The organism is [Mycobacterium] manitobense (assembly GCF_025821665.1).
In the GTDB taxonomy this organism is placed as follows: Bacteria; Actinomycetota; Actinomycetes; order Mycobacteriales; family Mycobacteriaceae; genus Mycobacterium; species Mycobacterium arseniciresistens.
The window spans coordinates 1-18,173 of record NZ_JACKSJ010000118.1 but is presented as its reverse complement, the minus strand read 5'-3'; the positions used below and the strand labels follow the sequence as shown (position 1 = coordinate 18,173).

Here is an 18,173-nt window from a genome sequence, read left to right as displayed (position 1 = left end):
GGCGCGGACGGTCGGGCGGACCGGGCCGGCGGGCCGGGCCCTGGCCGGGCCGCTGGGAACGCCCCCACGGCGGCGGACCACTCGGAGAACCAGGTGTGGGCGCACCCCCGCGCTCAGCCGCCTGCCCCTTGCGGGCATCGCTGGCTGACCGGTCGTGGCGCCCTTCGCTATTCACTGGCCGTGCGCGCACGACTGCGCGCCGTTCGGGTGCCGCGCGACTTCTTGGGGGGTGGAATCGCGCCTAGCACATATGACTTCACCAGGTGATTCCACTCGCAGGTCCGGCATACCTCCACCACGTGTACGGAGAATTCGTCGAATCGGGTCGCCAGCAGCACGAGCTCCTCGGCGGTACGCGCCGATCCCGACACCGCGCCGAGGTGATCGCCGAACACCCACGACACCAGGGTCAGCTGCTCCTTGCGACAGATCGGGCACATCACCGAGCTCTGCTTGCCATGGAACTTCGCGGCCCGCAGCAGATAAGGATTGGCGTCGCAGACCTCCGAGACACCGGTGCGTCCCGAGTACACCTCGGCCAGCAGAGACCGCCGCCGAAGGGCGTAGTCCACCACCTGTCGCTGCAGTCGCACGGAGACCAGAGTACGTCGGGGCCACGACCACCGAAGGCCGACTGCATCGGCACGTCCGGGTTGACCCGCCTGGACTGCGCCGATGGCCCTACGATCATCGTCGTGGCGACAGCGGGATCGGGGCGGCGGACGTCTGGCACCCGAGCGAGGGACACCGACCGGAACGACACGTGCAAGGTGCTCGACACCGCGCTGGCCGAAGGTCAGCTGTCGATGACCGAGCACGGCGAACGGGTGAAGGCCGCCACCAATGCCGCCACCCTCGGCGACCTGCAGGCGTTGATGAGCGATCTGCAGACCGCCGCACCGGCGCAGATGCGCGATCTCAAGGAGCCCCGCAAGCTGCCCCAGCCCGGCACCGGCGCCGGCTGGGGCCTGCGCCTGGCGACCGCGGCGGTGCTGGTGCTCTTCGGGATCGCCGTCGGCTGGGGGCTGTACGGCAACACCAGTTCGCCGCTGAGCTTCGAGACCGATCCGGGCGCGAAGGCCGACGGCATCCCGGCGCGTGTGCTCACCCCGCCGCGGCAGCTGCTGTCCCTCGGCGGCATCAACGGGTTGTTCGAGCAGATGCGCAAGAAGTTCGGCAGTACCGAGGGCTTCGAACTCGACATCCGGCCCGACCAGGCCTATCTGCGGATCCCCGACCCCCGCGACGCCCGCCGCACGTTGATGTACACCTACGCCGGCGGTTGGAGTGACGATCCGTCGGAGTCCAACACCGACTCCGACGCCCGTCCGATCGACCTGGCGAGGTTCAACGTCGAGGCGGTGCTCGGGGCGATGCGCGGCGGTCCACAGACGGTCGGCCTTCCGGCGAACGATCCGGCCGAACTGCGGCTGGACATCAGCCCCTCCGACGATCCGCTGACGCCCGGCGACGTCAGGCTCATGGTCTACGTGGACGGCGAGTTCAAGGACGGGCACTTCACCCTCACCCCCGACGGCGAACTCAAGGACGTCTACCGGGCTTCCTGACCGCCACCGCGGGTGAACCGCGGGTGAACGAATGTGCGCGCTGATGTAGCGTCATATATATCGGCGCGATACAGTTGGCCGAGGTGTTGAAGCGTCGTAACGGCGCGAGCAAATTTCTGCCGAAGGGGGTGAATCGATGCTGGAGCTCGCCATTCTGGGTCTTCTGCTCGAGTCGCCCATGCACGGCTACGAGTTGCGCAAACGCCTGACCGGTTTACTCGGCGCTTTCCGGGCGTTCTCCTACGGTTCGCTCTACCCGGCGCTGCGGCGCATGCAGGCCGACGGCCTCATCGCCGAGGATGCCGCGCCCGAGGGCACGCTCACGCGCCGCCGCGCGCGGCGGGTCTACCGGCTCACCGACACCGGTAAGGCGCGGTTCACCGAACTCGTCGCCGACACCGGTCCCCAGAACTACTCCGACGACGGATTCGGAGTGCACCTGGCCTTCTTCAACCGCACCCCGGCCGAGGCCCGGATGCGGATCCTCGAGGGGCGCCGTCGTCAGGTGGAGGAACGCCGGGAAGGCCTGCGTGAAGCAGTTGCACGGGCCAGCAGCTCATTCGATCGCTATACCCGCCAGCTGCATCAGCTCGGGCTGGAGTCCAGCGAACGAGAAGTGAAGTGGCTCAACGAGCTGATCGCGGCAGAACGTCAGGGCCAGGGGCGCGCTGACAACGCGTGAGAAACCAATACAGCTGAGCAGTACCGAATCAGTATCGAGAGGGAGAACGTCCACATGACCGAGCACGTCGGAGCCGGCCAGCCGGCGACATCGAATTCAGAAGTCAGGGTCGCCATCGTCGGTGTGGGCAATTGCGCGTCCTCATTGGTGCAGGGCGTGCAGTACTACCACGATGCCGATGAGACGGCGACCGTGCCCGGTCTGATGCACGTCAAACTCGGCCAGTACCACGTGCGCGACGTCAAGTTCGTCGCCGCATTCGACGTCGACGCCAAGAAGGTCGGATTCGACCTGTCCGAGGCGATCTTCGCGTCGGAGAACAACACGATCAAGATCGCCGACGTGCCGCCGACCAATGTGACGGTGCAGCGCGGCCCGACGCTCGACGGGATCGGCAAGTACTACGCCGAGACCATCGAGGTGTCCGACACCGAGGCCGTCGACGTCGTCAAGGCGCTCAAAGACGCCCGCGTCGACGTGCTGGTGTCCTACCTGCCGGTGGGCTCCGAAGAAGCCGACAAGTTCTACGCCCAGTGTGCGATCGACGCCGGCGTGGCGTTCGTCAACGCGCTGCCGGTGTTCATCGCCAGCGACCCGGTGTGGGCGAAGAAGTTCACCGACGCCGGTGTGCCGATCGTCGGCGACGACATCAAGAGCCAGGTCGGCGCCACCATCACCCACCGCGTGATGGCCAAGCTGTTCGAGGATCGCGGGGTGCAGCTCGACCGCACGATGCAGCTCAACGTCGGCGGCAACATGGACTTCCTCAACATGCTCGAGCGTTCGCGGCTGGAGTCGAAGAAGATCTCCAAGACCCAGGCCGTGACGTCCAACCTGCAGCGCGAGTTCAACACCAAGGACGTCCACATCGGACCGTCCGACCACGTCGGCTGGCTCGACGACCGCAAGTGGGCCTACGTGCGCCTCGAGGGCCGCGCCTTCGGTGACGTGCCGCTGAACCTGGAGTACAAGCTCGAGGTGTGGGACTCGCCGAACTCCGCAGGCGTCATCATCGACGCGGTGCGCGCCGCCAAGATCGCCAAGGACCGCGGCATCGGCGGCCCCGTCGTCGCCGCCTCGGCCTACCTGATGAAGAGCCCGCCGCAGCAGCTGCCGGACGACATCGCCCGCACGCAGCTCGAGAGCTTCATCGAGGGCTGATTCTTTCCCGTTGACTCTGCGCTCAGGGCGTGCGTCTCTCGCACTTCTTCACCCTGGGCGCAGAGTCATTTCATGGGTAAGGTCCGCGGCGTGATCACCGACGATCAACTGCCGACCCTCGACGAATTCGCGCTCCTGCCCGAGAACGCCGAGCAGGCGGGCGTCTCCGAGATTCCTCCGGCGCAGCGCGTCCACCGCGGCGGGATCAGCGCCCTGAAGTTCGGCGACGCATCGCCGCGCGTGGTGTTCCTGCACGGCGGCGGGCAGAACGCGCACACCTGGGACACCGTGATCCTGGGCCTCGGGCAACCCGCCCTGGCAATCGACCTGCCCGGCCACGGCCGGTCCGCGTGGCGCGAGGACGGCGACTACGGCCCGCGGGAGAACGCCGTCGCGATCGCCCCGGTGCTGCGTGAGCTCGCGGCGTCGGCCGACCTGATCGTCGGAATGTCGCTGGGCGGCCTCACCGCCATCCGGCTGGCCGCCGCCGAACCCGACCTCGTGCCCCGGCTGGTGCTGGTCGACGTCACGCCGTCGGCGCCCGAGCGGCACACCGAGATGACCGATGCGCAGAAGGGCACCGTCGCGCTGGTTCAGGGTGACCGCACCTTCCCGAGCTTCCGGGCGATGCTCGACGTCACCGTCGCCGCGGCCCCGCATCGCGACCCGAAATCGTTGCGGCGCGGCGTGTTCCACAACACCAAGCAGCTCGACGACGGCACCTGGACGTGGCGGTACGACTCCTTCCGCACCGGCGACGGCTTCGAGGGACTGTGGGACGACGTCCCAGCCCTGACCATGCCCACCACGCTGGTGCGCGGCGCGAACTCGCACTTCGTCAACGACGAGGACGCCGAGGCGTTCAGCCGCAACGCGCCGGGCTTCCTGCGCACCGTCGTCGTCGCAGACTCCGGGCACTCGGTGCAGGGCGACCAGCCGCTCCGACTGATCGAGATCCTGCGCGAAGAGCTCGCGTAGTCCACTACTCACGCCGTGCGGGCGCCGCCGTGTGATCGTCGGGAGACGATCGACGGGAGCAAACATGACCGCCAGTGGATACGCACAGTGACCACCATGGAGGGCCGCTGGCGCCACTCCTTCGAAGAGGACCACGAAGGCATCCGGGTGTACCGCCCCGACGACTACGACTTCCCGCCGTCCCGCCGCCGCGGCGGCGTCGAGTTCGGCGCCGACGGCACCTTCCTCGACTGGGGTCCGTCGACGCCCGACGTCAACGGCAGGCCCGGCTCGTGGACGGTCGACGAGGCGATGCGGCAGCTCGAGCTGACCATCGGCGATTGGCACCGCATCATCGAGGTGGTCTGCCTACGGGCCGACCGGCTCGAGCTCCGCATCCGCACGCCGTGAGGGCCACACGTCGCCTGCTGTTCACCCAATGCTTCCCGGACGTCGACCCGCCTGCCGTAGGTTTCGGCTGGTCCCGACCGCCCAGCCCGCGGCCGGTGAGTGGAAGGAAACTGCCCCCATGGCGCTTGTGCCACTGAACCTGTTCGTCACCCACGACGGCCGGTCCTCGCGACAACACATCACCTGCCGCTACAAGTGCGGTGACGCCTGCTCCAAGCCCGCGCCGAACACCAGCGACAACGAGTACTTCGGCGACATCGTCAAGGCGGTCTCCCGCCGCTCGATGATCCGGGCCACCGGCGTGACCGTGCTGGCCGTCGGCGCGGGCTCCGTGCTCGCGGCCTGCGGCACCGAGGATGCGCCCCAGGGCTCGCCCACCACGTCGGCCCCACCCGAGACGCCGCCGGGAATGAAGTTCAGCGCCGTCGCCCCCAACAGCGAGGACGCCGTCGTCGTGCCCGAGGGGTACCAGCAGGGCGTCGTGATCAGCTGGGGCGACCCGGTGCTGCCCGGTGCGCCGAAGTTCGACGTCACCAAGCAGACCGCCGCCGCGCAGCGCGGACAGTTCGGCTTCAACAACGACTTCGCCGCGCTGCTCCCGGTCGACGGCACGCCCGGCCACTTCCTGCTGGTCACCAACTTCGAGTACGTCACGCCGCAGTTCATGTTCCCCGGCTACAAAGCCGACGCCCCGACGCGAGAGCAGTTCGACATCGAGATCGCCGCGATCGGCATGGGCGTCGTCGAGGTCGAGCGGGCGCCCGGCGGCGGCCTGCGCCCGGTGATGGGCCGCTACAACCGCCGCATCACCGCCGACACCCCGTTCGCGCTGACCGGCCCCGCCGCCGGCACCGACTTCGTCAAGACGGCGGCCGACCCGACCGGCCGGACCGTGCTCGGCACCTTCGCCAACTGTGCCGGCGGCGTCACCCCGTGGGGCACCGTGCTGTCCGGCGAGGAGAACTTCCACTCCTACTTCGGGGCGGCCGAAGGTGCGCCGAAGCCCAGCCCGGTGGACGCCGACCGCCAGGACCGCTACGGCGTCGCGCTCGAACCGTCCGAACTCCTGTGGGAGACCTTCGATCCCCGCTTCGACGCGGCAAGGACGCCCAACGAGGTGAACCGCTTCGGCTACGTCGTCGAACTCAATCCCTGGGACCCGGCGTCGACGCCGGTGAAGCACTCCGCGATGGGCCGGCTCAAGCACGAGGGCGCCAACATCTACGTCACCGGCGACGGTTCCGTGGTCGCCTACACCGGCGACGACGAACGCTTCGACTACATGTACAAGTTCGTGTCGAGCCGAAAGATCCAGCCCGGCCGCGAGCCGGCCGCCATGGCCGACAACATGGCCATCCTCGACGAGGGCACGCTGTACGTCGCCAAGCTGACCAGCGACATCCCGGCCGGCGAGATCGACGGGTCGGGCAAGCTGCCGGCCAAGGGTTCGTTCAGCGGCACCGGCACCTGGCTGCCGCTGCTGCGCTCGGGCCCGAACGGGCAGGCCGAGTCGCTGGTGCCCGGGATCACCGCGCAGGAGGCGGCGGTGTTCACCCGGATGGCCGCCGACAAGGCAGGCGCCACCAAGATGGACCGCCCGGAGGACTTCGAGGCCGACCCGAAGACCGGCAAGGTCTACGTCGCGCTGACCAACAACGACGAACGCGGCGCGCCGGGTGAGGCGCCGGTCGATGCGGCCAACCCCCGCAACGACAACAAGAGCGGGCAGGTCCTCGAGATCACCGACAACCACACCGGCACCGACTTCACCTGGGACCTGCTGCTGGTGTGCGGTGACCCCGCCGCGGCCGACACCTACTTCGCCGGGTTCGACAAGACGAAGGTCAGCCCGATCTCGTGCCCGGACAACCTGGCGTTCGACAGCCACGGCAACCTGTGGATCTCCACCGACGGCAACGCGCTCGACTCCAACGACGGCCTGTTCGCCGTCGCCCTGGACGGGCCCAACCGCGGAGAGACCAAGCAGTTCCTCACCGTGCCGCTCGGCGCGGAGACCTGCGGCCCGGTGATCACCGACGACCTCGTCACCGTCAGCGTTCAGCATCCCGGCGAGTACGACGACAACAGCATCGACAACCCGAAGTCCCGCTGGCCGGAGGGCGGCAACGGCACGGCGCGGCCGTCGGTGGTCGCGGTGTGGAAGGCCGACGGCCAGATCGGCGTGTGAGCGGCGGGCCGCTAGCATCGGCGGATGTCGCCGTCCGAGCTCGTCAGCATCGACCTCGCCCACGAGGGCAATGAGGCCTCGGACCTCGTGCACGTCGACAACGACGCGCTGCTGGACGCACACGGCTGGGACCTCGGCTTCTGGACCGTACTCGACGAAGGTGCGGCCGAGGACTGCATCGCCGTGCTCGGGCACGCCCGCGGCGCGGCGCCGGACAGCGGCTGGGACATCCACCCGCTGCCTGCCGTCGCCGGCCGGGAGAAGGGACGGACCGAGGACGCCGAAGCGGTCGCGCGACACGCCGGCTGGGTCTACGTGGTGGGGTCGCACTACGGGTCCAAGGGCGGACCGCTACAGGCCAAGCGCGCCTTCCTCGCCCGGTTCGACGAACAGTCGATCGACCGCACAGTGCCCGAAGCCGAGCTGCCCCTTGACATCCGGCGCAACAAGTTCGGGCTGCACCGGCTGATCAACGACGCGCTCGACGCGTCCCACGTCGTCGCGATCACCCCGGGCGACACCGTGCGCACCCGCTTCATCGCGAGCACCATCGAACGCGGCACCCAGCGTGACAAGAGCTGGGTCGACCGGTTGACCGAGCGCGACGTGCCGATCAACATCGAGGGCGCCGCCTTCCGCCCGAACGGCAATCTCCTGCTGGCACTGCGCTTCCCGTCGACCGCGGAAGGAGAGCCGATCCTCGTCGAGCTGTCCGGCGTGCCCGCCATGTTCGACGGTGAGGCCGACGCGCCGACCGTCGTCCGGGTATGGGAACTGGCGGGGGTGTCCCCGCCGGGCGCGCTCGTCGGCTTCCGTGCCCTGTCCCGGTCGGGCGACGACGTCTACGACGCGATCGTCGGCTCGATCGACGCGACAGGCAAGGGCTCGGTGCTGCTCGAAGATCACCCCGAGGGCGCCGACGCGCACTGTGCGCACTGGCGCTTCACCCTGCCCGGCGACGACCGGCACGCAGGCCCCGTGCACGCCGAGCTGGTTCGCGACTTCCCCGACCTCCGCAACGTCGAAGGCCTCGCCGTCGAAGGCGGACAGACCTACTACGTCACCGACGAAGACCATCGCATCCAGCTGCGATTCGGCTGAACGTCGCGGCGCCCGCTGTCCGGCAGCGGTTACCGTGGCGAGGTGACCTCAGCCTCAACCCGCCCCGTGCGCATCGGCGTTCAGCTCCAGCCCCAGCACTCCTCCGAATACCGCCACATCCGCGACGCCGTCCGGCGCTGCGAGGACATCGGCGTCGACGTCGCCTTCAACTGGGACCACTTCTTCCCCCTCTACGGCGACCCCGAGGGCGCGCACTACGAATGCTGGACCATGCTCGCGGCCTGGGCCGAGCAGACCTCGCGCATCGAGATCGGCGCGCTGGTGAGCTGCAACTCCTACCGCAACCCGGAACTGCTGGCCGACATGGCGCGCACCGTCGACCACATCTCCGAAGGCCGGCTGATCCTCGGCATCGGTTCGGGCTGGAAGCAGAAGGACTACGACGAGTACGGCTACGACTTCGGCACCGCGGGCAGCCGGTTGAACGACCTCGCGGCGGCGCTGCCGCGCATCAAGTCCCGGCTGGCCAAGCTCAAACCCGCGCCCACCCGCGACATCCCGATCCTGATCGGCGGGCAGGGCGAGAAGAAGACGCTGCGCATGGTCGCCGAGTACGCCGACATCTGGCACGGCTTCACCGACCGCAGCACCTACCCCGGCAAGGCCGAGGTGCTCGACCGGCACTGCGCCGACGTCGGCCGCGAACCGTCGGCCGTCGAACGCTCCTCCGGAGTGCCCGAACGCGGACACGACGCGATGCTCGCCGAGGCCGACGCGCTCGTCGGGCTGGGCGTCACCCTGCTCACCATCGGCGTCAACGGCCCCGACTACGACCTGTCGGCCGCCGAGGCGCTGTGCCGGTGGCGCGACGAGCAGGCGGGCTGACCTCGGCCGCCTGACCCCGTGAGACACTGAGCGCCAGCCGACTGGGGGGTCAGCGCGAATGCCGAAGAAGTACGGGGTCAAAGAGAAGGACCAGGTCGTCGCGCACGTCATCAACCTGGTGATGACGGGCAAGCTGCGCGGCGGTGACCGCATCGACCGCAACGAGATCGCCAAGGACCTCGGCCTGAGCCGGGTGCCGATCCAGGAGGCGATGGTGCAACTCGAGCACGACGGCATCGTGTCGACGCGGTACCACCGCGGCGCGTTCGTCGAGCCGTTCGACGAGGCCGCGCTGCGTGAACACCACGAGCTCTACGGGATCCTGAACGGCCTCGCCGCAGCGCGTGCCGCGACGGACCCCACGCCGCGGGTGCTCGCCCGGCTCGACAGCGCACTGCACACCCTGCGTTCGGCGAAGGATCCGAGGTCGTTCCAGGAAGCCTGCTGGCACTACCGCGACACCGTCAACGACGAGTACGCAGGCCCGCGGCTGCAGGCCGCGATCCGCGCCGCGCAGAGCTTCGCGCCGTCGGAGTTCTGGACCACCTACCCGAAGAGCAAGCAGGAGTTCCTGCCCGGCTACGAGGACGAGACCCGCGCCATCCGCGACGGCAACCCCGACGCGGCGCGGGCGGTGTGGGCGCACCGGGCGGAGCTGATGGCCACGATCATGATCGCCGAACTGACCCGGCGCGGCGTCCTGGGCGACTTGCGATCGCATTGAGGCCTACCGGCGCACCCTGAGGCGGGCGGCCGATAGGTTGCCTTCATGAGCGCCCGACGACTTCCCGCGGTGGCGGCGACCGTCCTGATGGTCTGGGCCATGGTCGCCGGCCTCGGGTTCGCCGCACCGGCTGCCGCGCAGACCGACCAGTGCGCGCCGCCGGGGGTGCAGAGCGCCAGCGCGCTACCGACCAACCTCGCTGCGGCCGACCAGGGTCCCGGCGCCGACCGGTACACCACACCGAACGTGGTGCCGCTGGACCGCGTCGACGAAGGCGCGCTGAACCTGAGCCGCCCCGGCGTGCTCACCGTCGGCACGCTGTCCGACGCGCCGCCGAGCATCTGCATCGACTCCGCCGGACAGTTCACCGGATTCGACAATGAACTGCTGCGCGCGATCGCCGACAAGCTGGGGCTGCGGGTCGAATTCGTGGGCACCGAGTTCTCCGGACTGCTCGCCCAGACCGCGGCGCGGCGCTTCGACGTCGGCTCGTCGTCGATCACCACCACCGACGCCCGGCGGCAGACCGTCGGGTTCACCAACGGCTACGACTTCGGCTACTTCTCGCTGGTGGTGCCGAGCGGATCGGCGATCACCGGCTTCTCGGACCTGCGGGCGGGTCAACGGATCGGCGTCGTGCAGGGCACCGTGCAGGAGGAGTACGTCGTCAAGACGCTCGGACTGGACCCGGTGAAGTACCCGGACTACAACACCGTCTACGCCAGCCTCAAGACCCGGCAGATCGACGCGTGGGTGGCGCCCTCGCAGCAGGCGTCCGGCACCGTCCAGGCCGGCGATCCCGCGCAGATCATCGAGAACACCTTCAGCCTGGACAATTTCGTCGCCTGGGCGGTGGCCAAGGAGAACCAGCCGCTGATCGACGCGCTCAACTCCGGGCTCGACGCGATCATCGCCGACGGCACGTGGGCCCGGCTGTACTCCGACTGGGTGCCACGCGCGCTGCCGCCCGGCTGGAAGCCGGGCTCGAAGGCCGCGCCCGCGCCGCAGCTGCCCGACTTCGCGGCCATCGCCGCCCAGCAGGAGCGGCCCGCCGCGGCGCCCGCCGCGCCGAAATCGACTCTGGCGCAACTGAAGGACTCGTTCCTCGACTGGGACCTGTACAAGCAGGCGTTCCCCGACCTGCTCAAGACCGGGCTGCCCAACACGCTCATCCTGACGGTGAGCGCTGCCGTCATCGGCCTGGTGCTCGGCATGGCGCTGGCCATCGCAGGCATCTCGCGGTCGCGCCTGCTGCGCTGGCCCGCGCGGGTGTACACCGACATCTTCCGCGGCCTGCCCGAAGTGGTGATCATCCTGCTGATCGGTCTGGGCCTCGGACCGGTGGTGGGCGGGCTGACCGGCAACAACCCGTTCCCGCTCGGCATCGCGGCCCTGGGTCTGATGGCCGCGGCGTACACCGGCGAGATCTTCCGGTCCGGCATCCAGAGCGTCGAGGCGGGGCAGCTCGAGGCGTCGCGGGCGCTGGGGTTCAGCTATTCGACGTCGATGCAGCTGGTGGTGATCCCGCAGGGCGTGCGGCGGGTGCTGCCCGCGCTGATGAACCAGTTCATCTCGCTGCTCAAGGCGTCGTCACTGGTGTACTTCCTCGGACTGGTCGCCAACCAGCGCGAGCTGTTCCAGGTCGGGCGTGACCTCAACGCGCAGACCGGCAACCTGTCACCGCTGGTGGCCGCCGGGCTGCTGTACCTGGCGCTGACCATTCCGCTGACCCACCTGGTCAACTACGTCGACAACCGGCTGCGCCGCGGCAGACAGGCACGGGCCGAAGACCCCGAACTGTCTCCGGCGGCGAACCAGGAGATGATCTGATGCCTGACTTCGAACCGGTGTCGCTGGCCTGCAACGACGTTCACCTCGCGTTCGGCCCGAACGCGGTGCTGCGCGGGGTCGACCTCGACGTGCCCGCGGGCAGCACCGCCACGGTGATCGGGCCGTCGGGATCGGGCAAGTCGACGCTGCTGCGCGTCCTCAACCGGCTGTACGAACCCGACAGCGGTGACATCCTGCTCGACGGCCGCTCGGTGCTCGGGGACAACCCTGACCAACTCCGGCAGCGCATCGGCATGGTGTTCCAGCAGTTCAACCTGTTCCCGCACCGCAGCGTGCTTGACAACGTCACGATGGCACCGCGCAGGTTGAAGAAGCTGCCCGCCGACGCCGCCCGCGAACTGGGGCTCGCCCAGCTGGACCGGGTGGGTCTGCGGCACAAGGCCGACGTGCGGCCGGGCACGCTGTCCGGCGGTCAGCAGCAGAGGGTGGCGATCGCGCGGGCGCTGGCGATGGCGCCGCAGGTGATGTTCTTCGACGAGGCGACCTCGGCGCTCGACCCCGAGCTCGTCAAGGGAATCCTGGCGCTGATCGCCGACCTGGGCGCCGACGGCATGACCATGGTGGTGGTCACCCACGAGATGGGTTTCGCGAGGTCGACGGCGGATTCGGTGGTGTTCATGGACCACGGGCAGGTGGTCGAGTCGGGTCCGCCCGAGCAGATCTTCGACGGCGCGGAGACCGATCGGCTGCGCCGCTTCCTCTCACAAATTCTCTGACGCGAAAATTACGTTCCATCGCATATTGGCAGGGACCGACACGTTAGACTGTCGAACTATGGTCGAGACCGATCCGCAGGTCACCGAACTCGCGGGCGAGCTACAGCGGGTGCTGTCCCGGGTGTTCTCGATCCTGCGCCGCGGGGACGCCAACCGCGGCACCGCGGGCGACCTCACACTGGCCCAACTCTCGATCCTGCTGACGCTGCTCGACCAGGGACCCATCCGGATGACCGAGCTGGCCGCGCTCGAGCGGGTCCGCACCCCGACGACCACCGTCGCGATCCGCCGGCTGGAGAAGCTCGGCCTGGTCAAGCGCTCCCGCGACCCCTCCGACCTGCGTGCGGTGCTCGTCGACATCACGCCAGAGGGCCTGGCGCAGCACCGCGAGGCGCTCGCCGCCCGCCGGGCCGCGCTGGCCGAGCGGCTGGCCAAGCTCAGCGCCGACGAACTCGAGACGCTCACCAAGGCGCTGCGCCCGCTGGAACACCTCGCCGATCCCGAGGACCGCACCAACCGGACCTGACGGGTTCGGTCAGCCCAGCCAGTCCAGCACCGCTGCCGCCGTCCACGACTGCTGCATGCTGCCCAGCGGCTCACCGGTGAACGGCTCGTAGTACTCGGCGAAGGTGCCGTCGCTGGCTTGGCGCAAACCCTCGTGGCGCAGCACCCGCGCCCGTTCGGACCAGCCGCGGCGGGCGAAGCACCACGAGAACAGCCACGTCATCACCGGCCACACCGGGCCGCGCCAGTACTCGCGCGGCCGGAAGTCCCGCGACACCGGAGACGTCGACGGGATGCACGCGTACTTGAGGTCGGGGTGACCGCAGAACCGCGGTCCCTCCAGCAGGCGCAGCAGCGCACGCTCCTTATCGTGCGGTAGCCCGCCGCACAGCAGCGGCGCGAACTGCACGACGGTCTCGGTGGCGAGCAACCGTTCGGCACGGACGTCGTAATCCCTTGCTGCGCCGGTTCGTTCGTCGGTGGTCTCGACGACGCCTGCGCGGAACCGCTCCGCCCAGCCGTACAGTTCGCGGACGTCGGCGTGCGGGCGCTTGTAGTCCTCGCCGATCTCGGCGAGCACCTGGCAGGCCACCGAGAAGATGGCCGAGACGAACACGTCCTCGACGGCGAAGCTCATCACCTTGGGCAGCAGGTCGTCGTCGTAGCGGACGGACTTCATCTCCTCGAGCAGCCACAGGTAGCGGTCGTACTCGTGGTCGGACGGCCGCTGGCTGGCGTCGGTGACGATGGTGTTGTCAGCACGCTGGTATTCGGGCACCGCACCGGGAATCACGTTGGCGTAGGCGCTGTCCCAGCGCGGCGAGTTGTCCATGCCGGACTCCCACCCGTGGTACAGGGTGATTCGGCCGTGCTCGTTCTGGTCGCGGGACTCGGCCAGCCAGCGGTGCCAGCGCACCAGGTCCGGCCACCGGCGGTCCAGGAACGCCTCGGCGACCGCACGCGTCGAACGGCCCCTGGTGCGGGCGTGGTCGAGGATGCGCTGCACCGCGATCGCATGCACGGGTGGCTGGGTGATGCCCGAGGTGTGCCGGTTGCGCGGCGCGTCGGGGGCCAGCGCCGAGCACGCCCACCGTGCCGGGCCCGGGAAGTATCCGTCGACGCCGTTGGCGAACACGATGTGCGGGATCATGCCGTTGCGCCACTGCGCCGACAGCAGCGTGTCGAGCTCCACCACTGCCCGCTCGACGCTCAAGGGCGCCAGTCCGATCGCCACGAACGCCGCGTCCCAGCTCCACATGTGGGGGTACAGCAGCGGCGCGGCGGTCGTCATGGAGCCCAGGTCGTTACCGCGCAGCAGGTAGGCGGCGCGGGCCGCGAGCTGGGTGGGCGCGAAGCTGGGATCGTGGGGCATCGGTTCAATGATGCGTCTCCGAGGGCGAGTCCGCAGGTCGGTAGGGTCGCACCTGTGCCGACCGCAATGATCACCGGCGCAGGAGGCGGGCTCGGCTCGGCCATCGCCGCCGCCCTGGCGCCCACCCACACCCTGTTCCTGGCCGGCCGGCCGTCGGACCGGCTCGATGAGGTGGCCGAGCGCCTCGGCGCCACCACCTGGCCACTTGACCTGCGCGATCTCGACGGGCTCGAGGCGCTCGCCGAGCCGATCGTCGAGCTCGACGTGCTGGTGCACAACGCCGGGGTCGCCTATCCGGGCCGGGTCGCCGAGTCCAGCGTCGAGGAGTGGCGCGACACGATGGAGGTCAACGTCGTCGGCGCTGTCGCCCTGACCCTGGCGCTGCTGCCCGCGTTGCGGTCCGCCGGCGGTCAGGTGGTGTTCATCAACTCCGGGTCGGGGATCAACGCCTCACCGGGGCTGGCGTCGTACTCGGCGAGCAAGTTCGCGTTGCGGGGGTTCGCCGACTCGCTGCGCGCCGACGAGCCCTCGCTGCGAGTGACGTCGGTGCATCCCGGCCGGATCGCCACCGCCATGCAGGAGGATCTCGTCGCCTACGAGGGCCGCGACTACCGGCCGGAGGATTTCCTGCAGGCCGACACCGTCGCCAAGGTGGTGGCCGACGCGGTGCACACCCCACCGGACGCTCACGTGCATCAGGTGATCGTCCGCCCCCGCTAGCAGTGATTTCGGCGCGCTCACGTTCGGTGAGCGAACGTTTCCGCGCCGAAATCCCTCTAGACGACGAGGTTGACCAGGCGGCCGGGGACGACGATCACCTTCTTCGGCGTCGCGCCGTCCAGGAACGTCTGCACCTTCTCGTCGGCCAGCGCCGCCGTCTCCAACGCGTCCTTGGCGGCGTCGGCCGCGACGGTGATACGGCTGCGCACCTTGCCGTTGACCTGCACCGGGTACTCGACGGTGTCGGTCACCAGGTACTGCGGGTCGGCCACCGGGAACGGCCCGTGCGCCAGCGGGGTGTCGTGGCCGAGGCGGCGCCACAGCTCCTCAGCCATGTGCGGCGCCAGCGGGGCGACCATCAGCACCAGCGGCTCGATCGCCGCACGCGCGGTGACGCCCTCCTTGGTGAGGTGGTTGGTGTACTCGATCAGCTTCGCCGCCGCGGTGTTGTTCCGAAGCGCCGCATAGTCTTCCGACACACCGGCGATGGTGCGGTGCAGCACCCGCAGCGTCTCGGTGTCGAGTGCCTCGTGGCCGGCGACACGGTCTCGGCCGGTCTGCTCGTCGATCACCAGCCGCCACACCCGCTGCAGGAAGCGGTGCGCGCCGACGACGTCCTTGGTGGCCCACGGCCGCGACGCCTCCAGCGGACCCATCGACATCTCGTAGACGCGAAGGGTGTCCGCGCCGTAGTTGTCGCAGATCTCGTCCGGTGACACCGAGTTCTTCAGGCTCTTGCCGATCTTGCCGAACTCCTGGAAGACCTCGGCGCCTTCGTACCAGAACTTGCCGTCCCGTTCGACGACGTCCGCAGCGGGCACGTAGGAGCCGCGGGAGTCGGTGTAGGCGAACGCCTGGATGTAGCCCTGATTGATCAACCGGCGGTACGGCTCCCGCGAACTGACGTGGCCGAGGTCGTGGAGCACCTTGTGCCAGAACCTGGCGTACAGCAGATGCAGCACCGCGTGTTCGACGCCGCCGACGTACAGATCGACACCGCCGGGGTCGTCCGGACCGTGCTCGGCCGGCCGCGGACCCATCCAGTAGGCCTCGTTCTCCTTGTCCGCCAACGCCTCCTTGTTGTACGGATCGGTGTAACGCAGCTCGTACCAGGAGCTGCCCGCCCACTGCGGCATCACGTTGGTGTCGCGGGTGTAGGACTTCGGACCGTCACCGAGATCGAGTTCGACGTGCACCCAGTCGGTGGCCTTGTTCAGCGGCGGGTTCGGCTCGCTGTCGGCGTCATCCGGGTCGAACTGCACCGGCGCGTAGTCCGGGATGTCCGGAAGCTCGACGGGCAGCGCCGATTCCGGCAACGGGTGCGCCCGCCCGTTCTCGTCGTAGACGATCGGGAACGGTTCACCCCAGTAGCGCTGCCTGGCGAACAGCCAGTCGCGCAGCTTGTACTCCACCCGGGCCCGGCCGCGGCCGTCGGCCTCCAGGCGCTGCGTGATCGCGTGCTTGGCCTCCGAGACGCCGAGGCCGTCCAGATAGTCGGAGTTGACCAGGATGCCGTCGCCGTTGTAGGCGCCCTCCGAGATGTCGACCCCCGCGACGACCTCCACGATCGGCAGGCCGAACTCGGTGGCGAAGTCCCAGTCCCGCTGATCGCCGCCCGGCACGGCCATGATCGCCCCGGTGCCGTAGCCGATCAGCACGTAGTCGGCGATGAAGATCGGAACTCGTTGCCCGTTGGCGGGATTGACCGCATGGCTGCCCAGGAACACGCCGGTCTTGGCTTTGTTCTCCTGCCGCTCCAGGTCGGACTTCGCGGCGATGCTCGCGCGGTAGGCCGCCACCGCGTCGGCGGGCGTCGCCCCGTCGTAGGTCCAGCGGGGATCGACGGCGTCCGGCCACTGCGCCGCGGTCAACTGCTCGACCAGTGGATGCTCGGGCGCCAGCACCAGATACGTCGCGCCGAACAGCGTGTCGGGGCGGGTGGTGAACACCTCGACGTCGCCCGCATCGGTGGAGAACCGGACCTGTGCGCCCGTCGAGCGCCCGATCCAGTTGCGCTGCATCGCCTTGACCTTGTCGGGCCAGTCCAGCACGTCCAGGTCGTCGAGCAGCCGGTCGGAGTAGGCGGTGATCCGCATCATCCACTGCCGCAGCCGCTTCCGGAACACCGGGAAGTTGCCGCGGTCGCTGCGGCCGTCGGCGGTGACCTCTTCGTTGGCCAGCACCGTGCCCAGGCCCGGGCACCAGTTGACCATCGAGTCGGCGCGGTACACCAGCCGGTGGGAGTCGATGACATCGGCGCGCTCACCGGCGTCCAGCTCCGCCCAGTCCCGGCGGTCGTCGAGTCGGCGTGCGCCGGAATCGAACTCGGCCACCAGTTCGTCGATCGGCCTCGCCTTGGCGACCGCCGGATCGAACCAGGCGTTGTAGATCTGCAAGAAGATCCACTGCGTCCACCGGTAGAAGTCGACATCGGTGGTGGAGAAGCTGCGCCGTGAGTCGTGGCCCAGGCCCAACCGGCCGAGCTGGCGCCGGAAGTTGACGATGTTGGCCTCGGTGCGGGTGCGGGGGTGCGTCCCGGTCTGCACCGCGTACTGCTCGGCAGGCAGCCCGAACGCGTCGAAGCCCAATGCGTGCAACACATTCCGCCCGGTCATCCGGTAGTACCTGGCGTAGACGTCGGTGGCGATGTAGCCCAGCGGGTGTCCGACGTGCAGGCCCTCACCCGACGGGTACGGAAACATGTCCTGCACGAACATCTTGTCGGCGGGTACGGGCGTGCCGTCGGCCGGCGCCAGCTCCCCGACGGGGTTGGCCACGTTGAAGGTGCCGAGCTCCGCCCAGGTCTGCTGCCACGTGCGCTCGATGTCCCCGGCGAGCTCCGCGGTGTAGCGGTGCTGCGGGGTGTCGGCGGTGTCAGGCGAGTCGGTCACCTCACCAGGGTATAAAGCCCCGATCACGCACCTCAACGCGCATGTCGGAGGTGATCTGCGCCACCCACGGGGGCACGGGTTGATATCGGTTGCGTTGCGGAGTTGTCCGTGTTTGATCCCGGCTTGGTTCCAGGCCTACCGGCGCAGCCCGCGCCGTGGATACAGTCGGCGCCTGACCGAGGGCACGACGTGCCCGACTGCTTTCGAAAGGTAGGCGTCGATGATCGGAAACGCCCGCCGCTGGCGGGTTCTGGCAGGAGGCATCGCCGCCGGTGTGGCCGGCGTCGTCGGCATCGCGGGCGCGACCGCGTCGGCACAGCCCACCTATCCGCAACCGTCCGTGCCGATCCCCCCGACGGTCACGCAGACGGTCACCGTCGCGCCTGCCGCCGCTCCGGTGGCGGGCTCGCCCGCCGTCGGACAGGCGGGGCTGCTCCCCGGCTCGGCGGCCGTGCCCGGCACCGTGGCACTGCCGGGAACC

The 18,173-nt window shown here is 69.3% G+C and carries 16 protein-coding genes and 1 pseudogene; 14 read left to right on the top strand and 3 right to left on the bottom strand.

The window, feature by feature from the left end; all coding sequences use genetic code 11:
* Nucleotides 1–167: 167 nt before the first annotated feature.
* On the bottom strand, nt 168–593 hold the full coding sequence (locus tag H7I41_RS15375; RefSeq protein WP_264013468.1) for a DUF5318 domain-containing protein: 426 nt from the start codon (nt 591–593) through the stop codon (nt 168–170).
* A 102-nt stretch (nt 594–695) separates the two neighbouring features.
* Between H7I41_RS15375 and H7I41_RS15370 the strand changes: the two genes are divergently transcribed.
* From H7I41_RS15370 to H7I41_RS15315, 12 genes are all read left to right on the top strand, one after another.
* Complete coding sequence (locus H7I41_RS15370; RefSeq protein WP_264013466.1) at nt 696–1,568, top strand: DUF1707 SHOCT-like domain-containing protein; 873 nt, start codon at nt 696–698, stop codon at nt 1,566–1,568.
* A 136-nt stretch (nt 1,569–1,704) separates the two neighbouring features.
* Entirely contained in the window at nt 1,705–2,250 is a 546-nt protein-coding gene (locus tag H7I41_RS15365; protein ID WP_264013465.1) for a PadR family transcriptional regulator, read from the top strand.
* 54 nt (nt 2,251–2,304) lie between these two features.
* Nucleotides 2,305–3,411, top strand: a complete 1,107-nt coding sequence (locus tag H7I41_RS15360) for an inositol-3-phosphate synthase (protein WP_264013464.1) — start codon at nt 2,305–2,307, stop codon at nt 3,409–3,411.
* A 72-nt stretch (nt 3,412–3,483) separates the two neighbouring features.
* Nucleotides 3,484–4,389 carry an Rv0045c family esterase gene (locus H7I41_RS15355; protein WP_264013463.1) on the top strand — a complete coding sequence of 302 codons (906 nt, stop codon included), beginning with the start codon at nt 3,484–3,486 and terminating at the stop codon, nt 4,387–4,389.
* A gap of 87 nt (nt 4,390–4,476) precedes the next feature.
* Nucleotides 4,477–4,779 (top strand): hypothetical protein, encoded by a 303-nt coding sequence (locus tag H7I41_RS15350; protein WP_264013462.1) that lies wholly within the window; start codon nt 4,477–4,479, stop codon nt 4,777–4,779.
* A gap of 118 nt (nt 4,780–4,897) precedes the next feature.
* On the top strand, nt 4,898–6,967 hold the full coding sequence (locus tag H7I41_RS15345; RefSeq protein WP_264013461.1) for a PhoX family protein: 2,070 nt from the start codon (nt 4,898–4,900) through the stop codon (nt 6,965–6,967).
* 24 nt (nt 6,968–6,991) lie between these two features.
* Complete coding sequence (locus tag H7I41_RS15340) at nt 6,992–8,068, top strand: hypothetical protein (protein WP_264013460.1); 1,077 nt, start codon at nt 6,992–6,994, stop codon at nt 8,066–8,068.
* 42 nt (nt 8,069–8,110) lie between these two features.
* Entirely contained in the window at nt 8,111–8,914 is an 804-nt protein-coding gene (locus H7I41_RS15335) for an LLM class F420-dependent oxidoreductase (RefSeq protein ID WP_264013459.1), read from the top strand.
* 58 nt (nt 8,915–8,972) lie between these two features.
* Nucleotides 8,973–9,638 carry a GntR family transcriptional regulator gene (locus tag H7I41_RS15330; RefSeq protein WP_264013458.1) on the top strand — a complete coding sequence of 222 codons (666 nt, stop codon included), beginning with the start codon at nt 8,973–8,975 and terminating at the stop codon, nt 9,636–9,638.
* Between the two features lie 45 nt (nt 9,639–9,683).
* Nucleotides 9,684–11,468: an ABC transporter substrate-binding protein/permease gene (locus tag H7I41_RS15325; RefSeq protein WP_264013457.1), complete on the top strand. Its 1,785-nt coding sequence runs from the start codon at nt 9,684–9,686 to the stop codon at nt 11,466–11,468.
* Complete coding sequence (locus H7I41_RS15320; RefSeq protein ID WP_264013456.1) at nt 11,468–12,205, top strand: amino acid ABC transporter ATP-binding protein; 738 nt, start codon at nt 11,468–11,470, stop codon at nt 12,203–12,205. Before H7I41_RS15325 ends, H7I41_RS15320 begins: the two co-directional genes overlap by 1 nt.
* A 58-nt stretch (nt 12,206–12,263) precedes the next feature.
* A complete protein-coding gene (locus tag H7I41_RS15315; RefSeq protein WP_264013455.1) occupies nt 12,264–12,731 on the top strand; it encodes a MarR family winged helix-turn-helix transcriptional regulator in 468 nt (155 codons plus the stop codon).
* A gap of 9 nt (nt 12,732–12,740) precedes the next feature.
* Here H7I41_RS15315 and ggh read toward each other — a convergent pair whose 3' ends face one another.
* The gene (gene ggh, locus H7I41_RS15310; RefSeq protein ID WP_264013454.1) at nt 12,741–14,081 is read right to left on the bottom strand and encodes a glucosylglycerate hydrolase; all 1,341 of its coding nucleotides are present in this window, start codon (nt 14,079–14,081) and stop codon (nt 12,741–12,743) included.
* A 54-nt stretch (nt 14,082–14,135) separates the two neighbouring features.
* Between ggh and H7I41_RS15305 the strand changes: the two genes are divergently transcribed.
* On the top strand, nt 14,136–14,801 hold the full coding sequence (locus H7I41_RS15305; RefSeq protein WP_264013453.1) for an SDR family oxidoreductase: 666 nt from the start codon (nt 14,136–14,138) through the stop codon (nt 14,799–14,801).
* A gap of 56 nt (nt 14,802–14,857) precedes the next feature.
* Here the strand turns inward: H7I41_RS15305 and leuS are convergent, their stop codons facing one another.
* On the bottom strand, nt 14,858–17,692 hold the full coding sequence (leuS, locus tag H7I41_RS15300) for a leucine--tRNA ligase (protein ID WP_308214626.1): 2,835 nt from the start codon (nt 17,690–17,692) through the stop codon (nt 14,858–14,860).
* Nucleotides 17,693–17,912: 220 nt separating this feature from the next.
* On the opposite strand from leuS, the pseudogene H7I41_RS15295 reads away from it, so the two are divergent.
* Nucleotides 17,913–18,173 (top strand): annotated as a pseudogene (locus H7I41_RS15295) (LpqN/LpqT family lipoprotein); the annotation flags it as partial.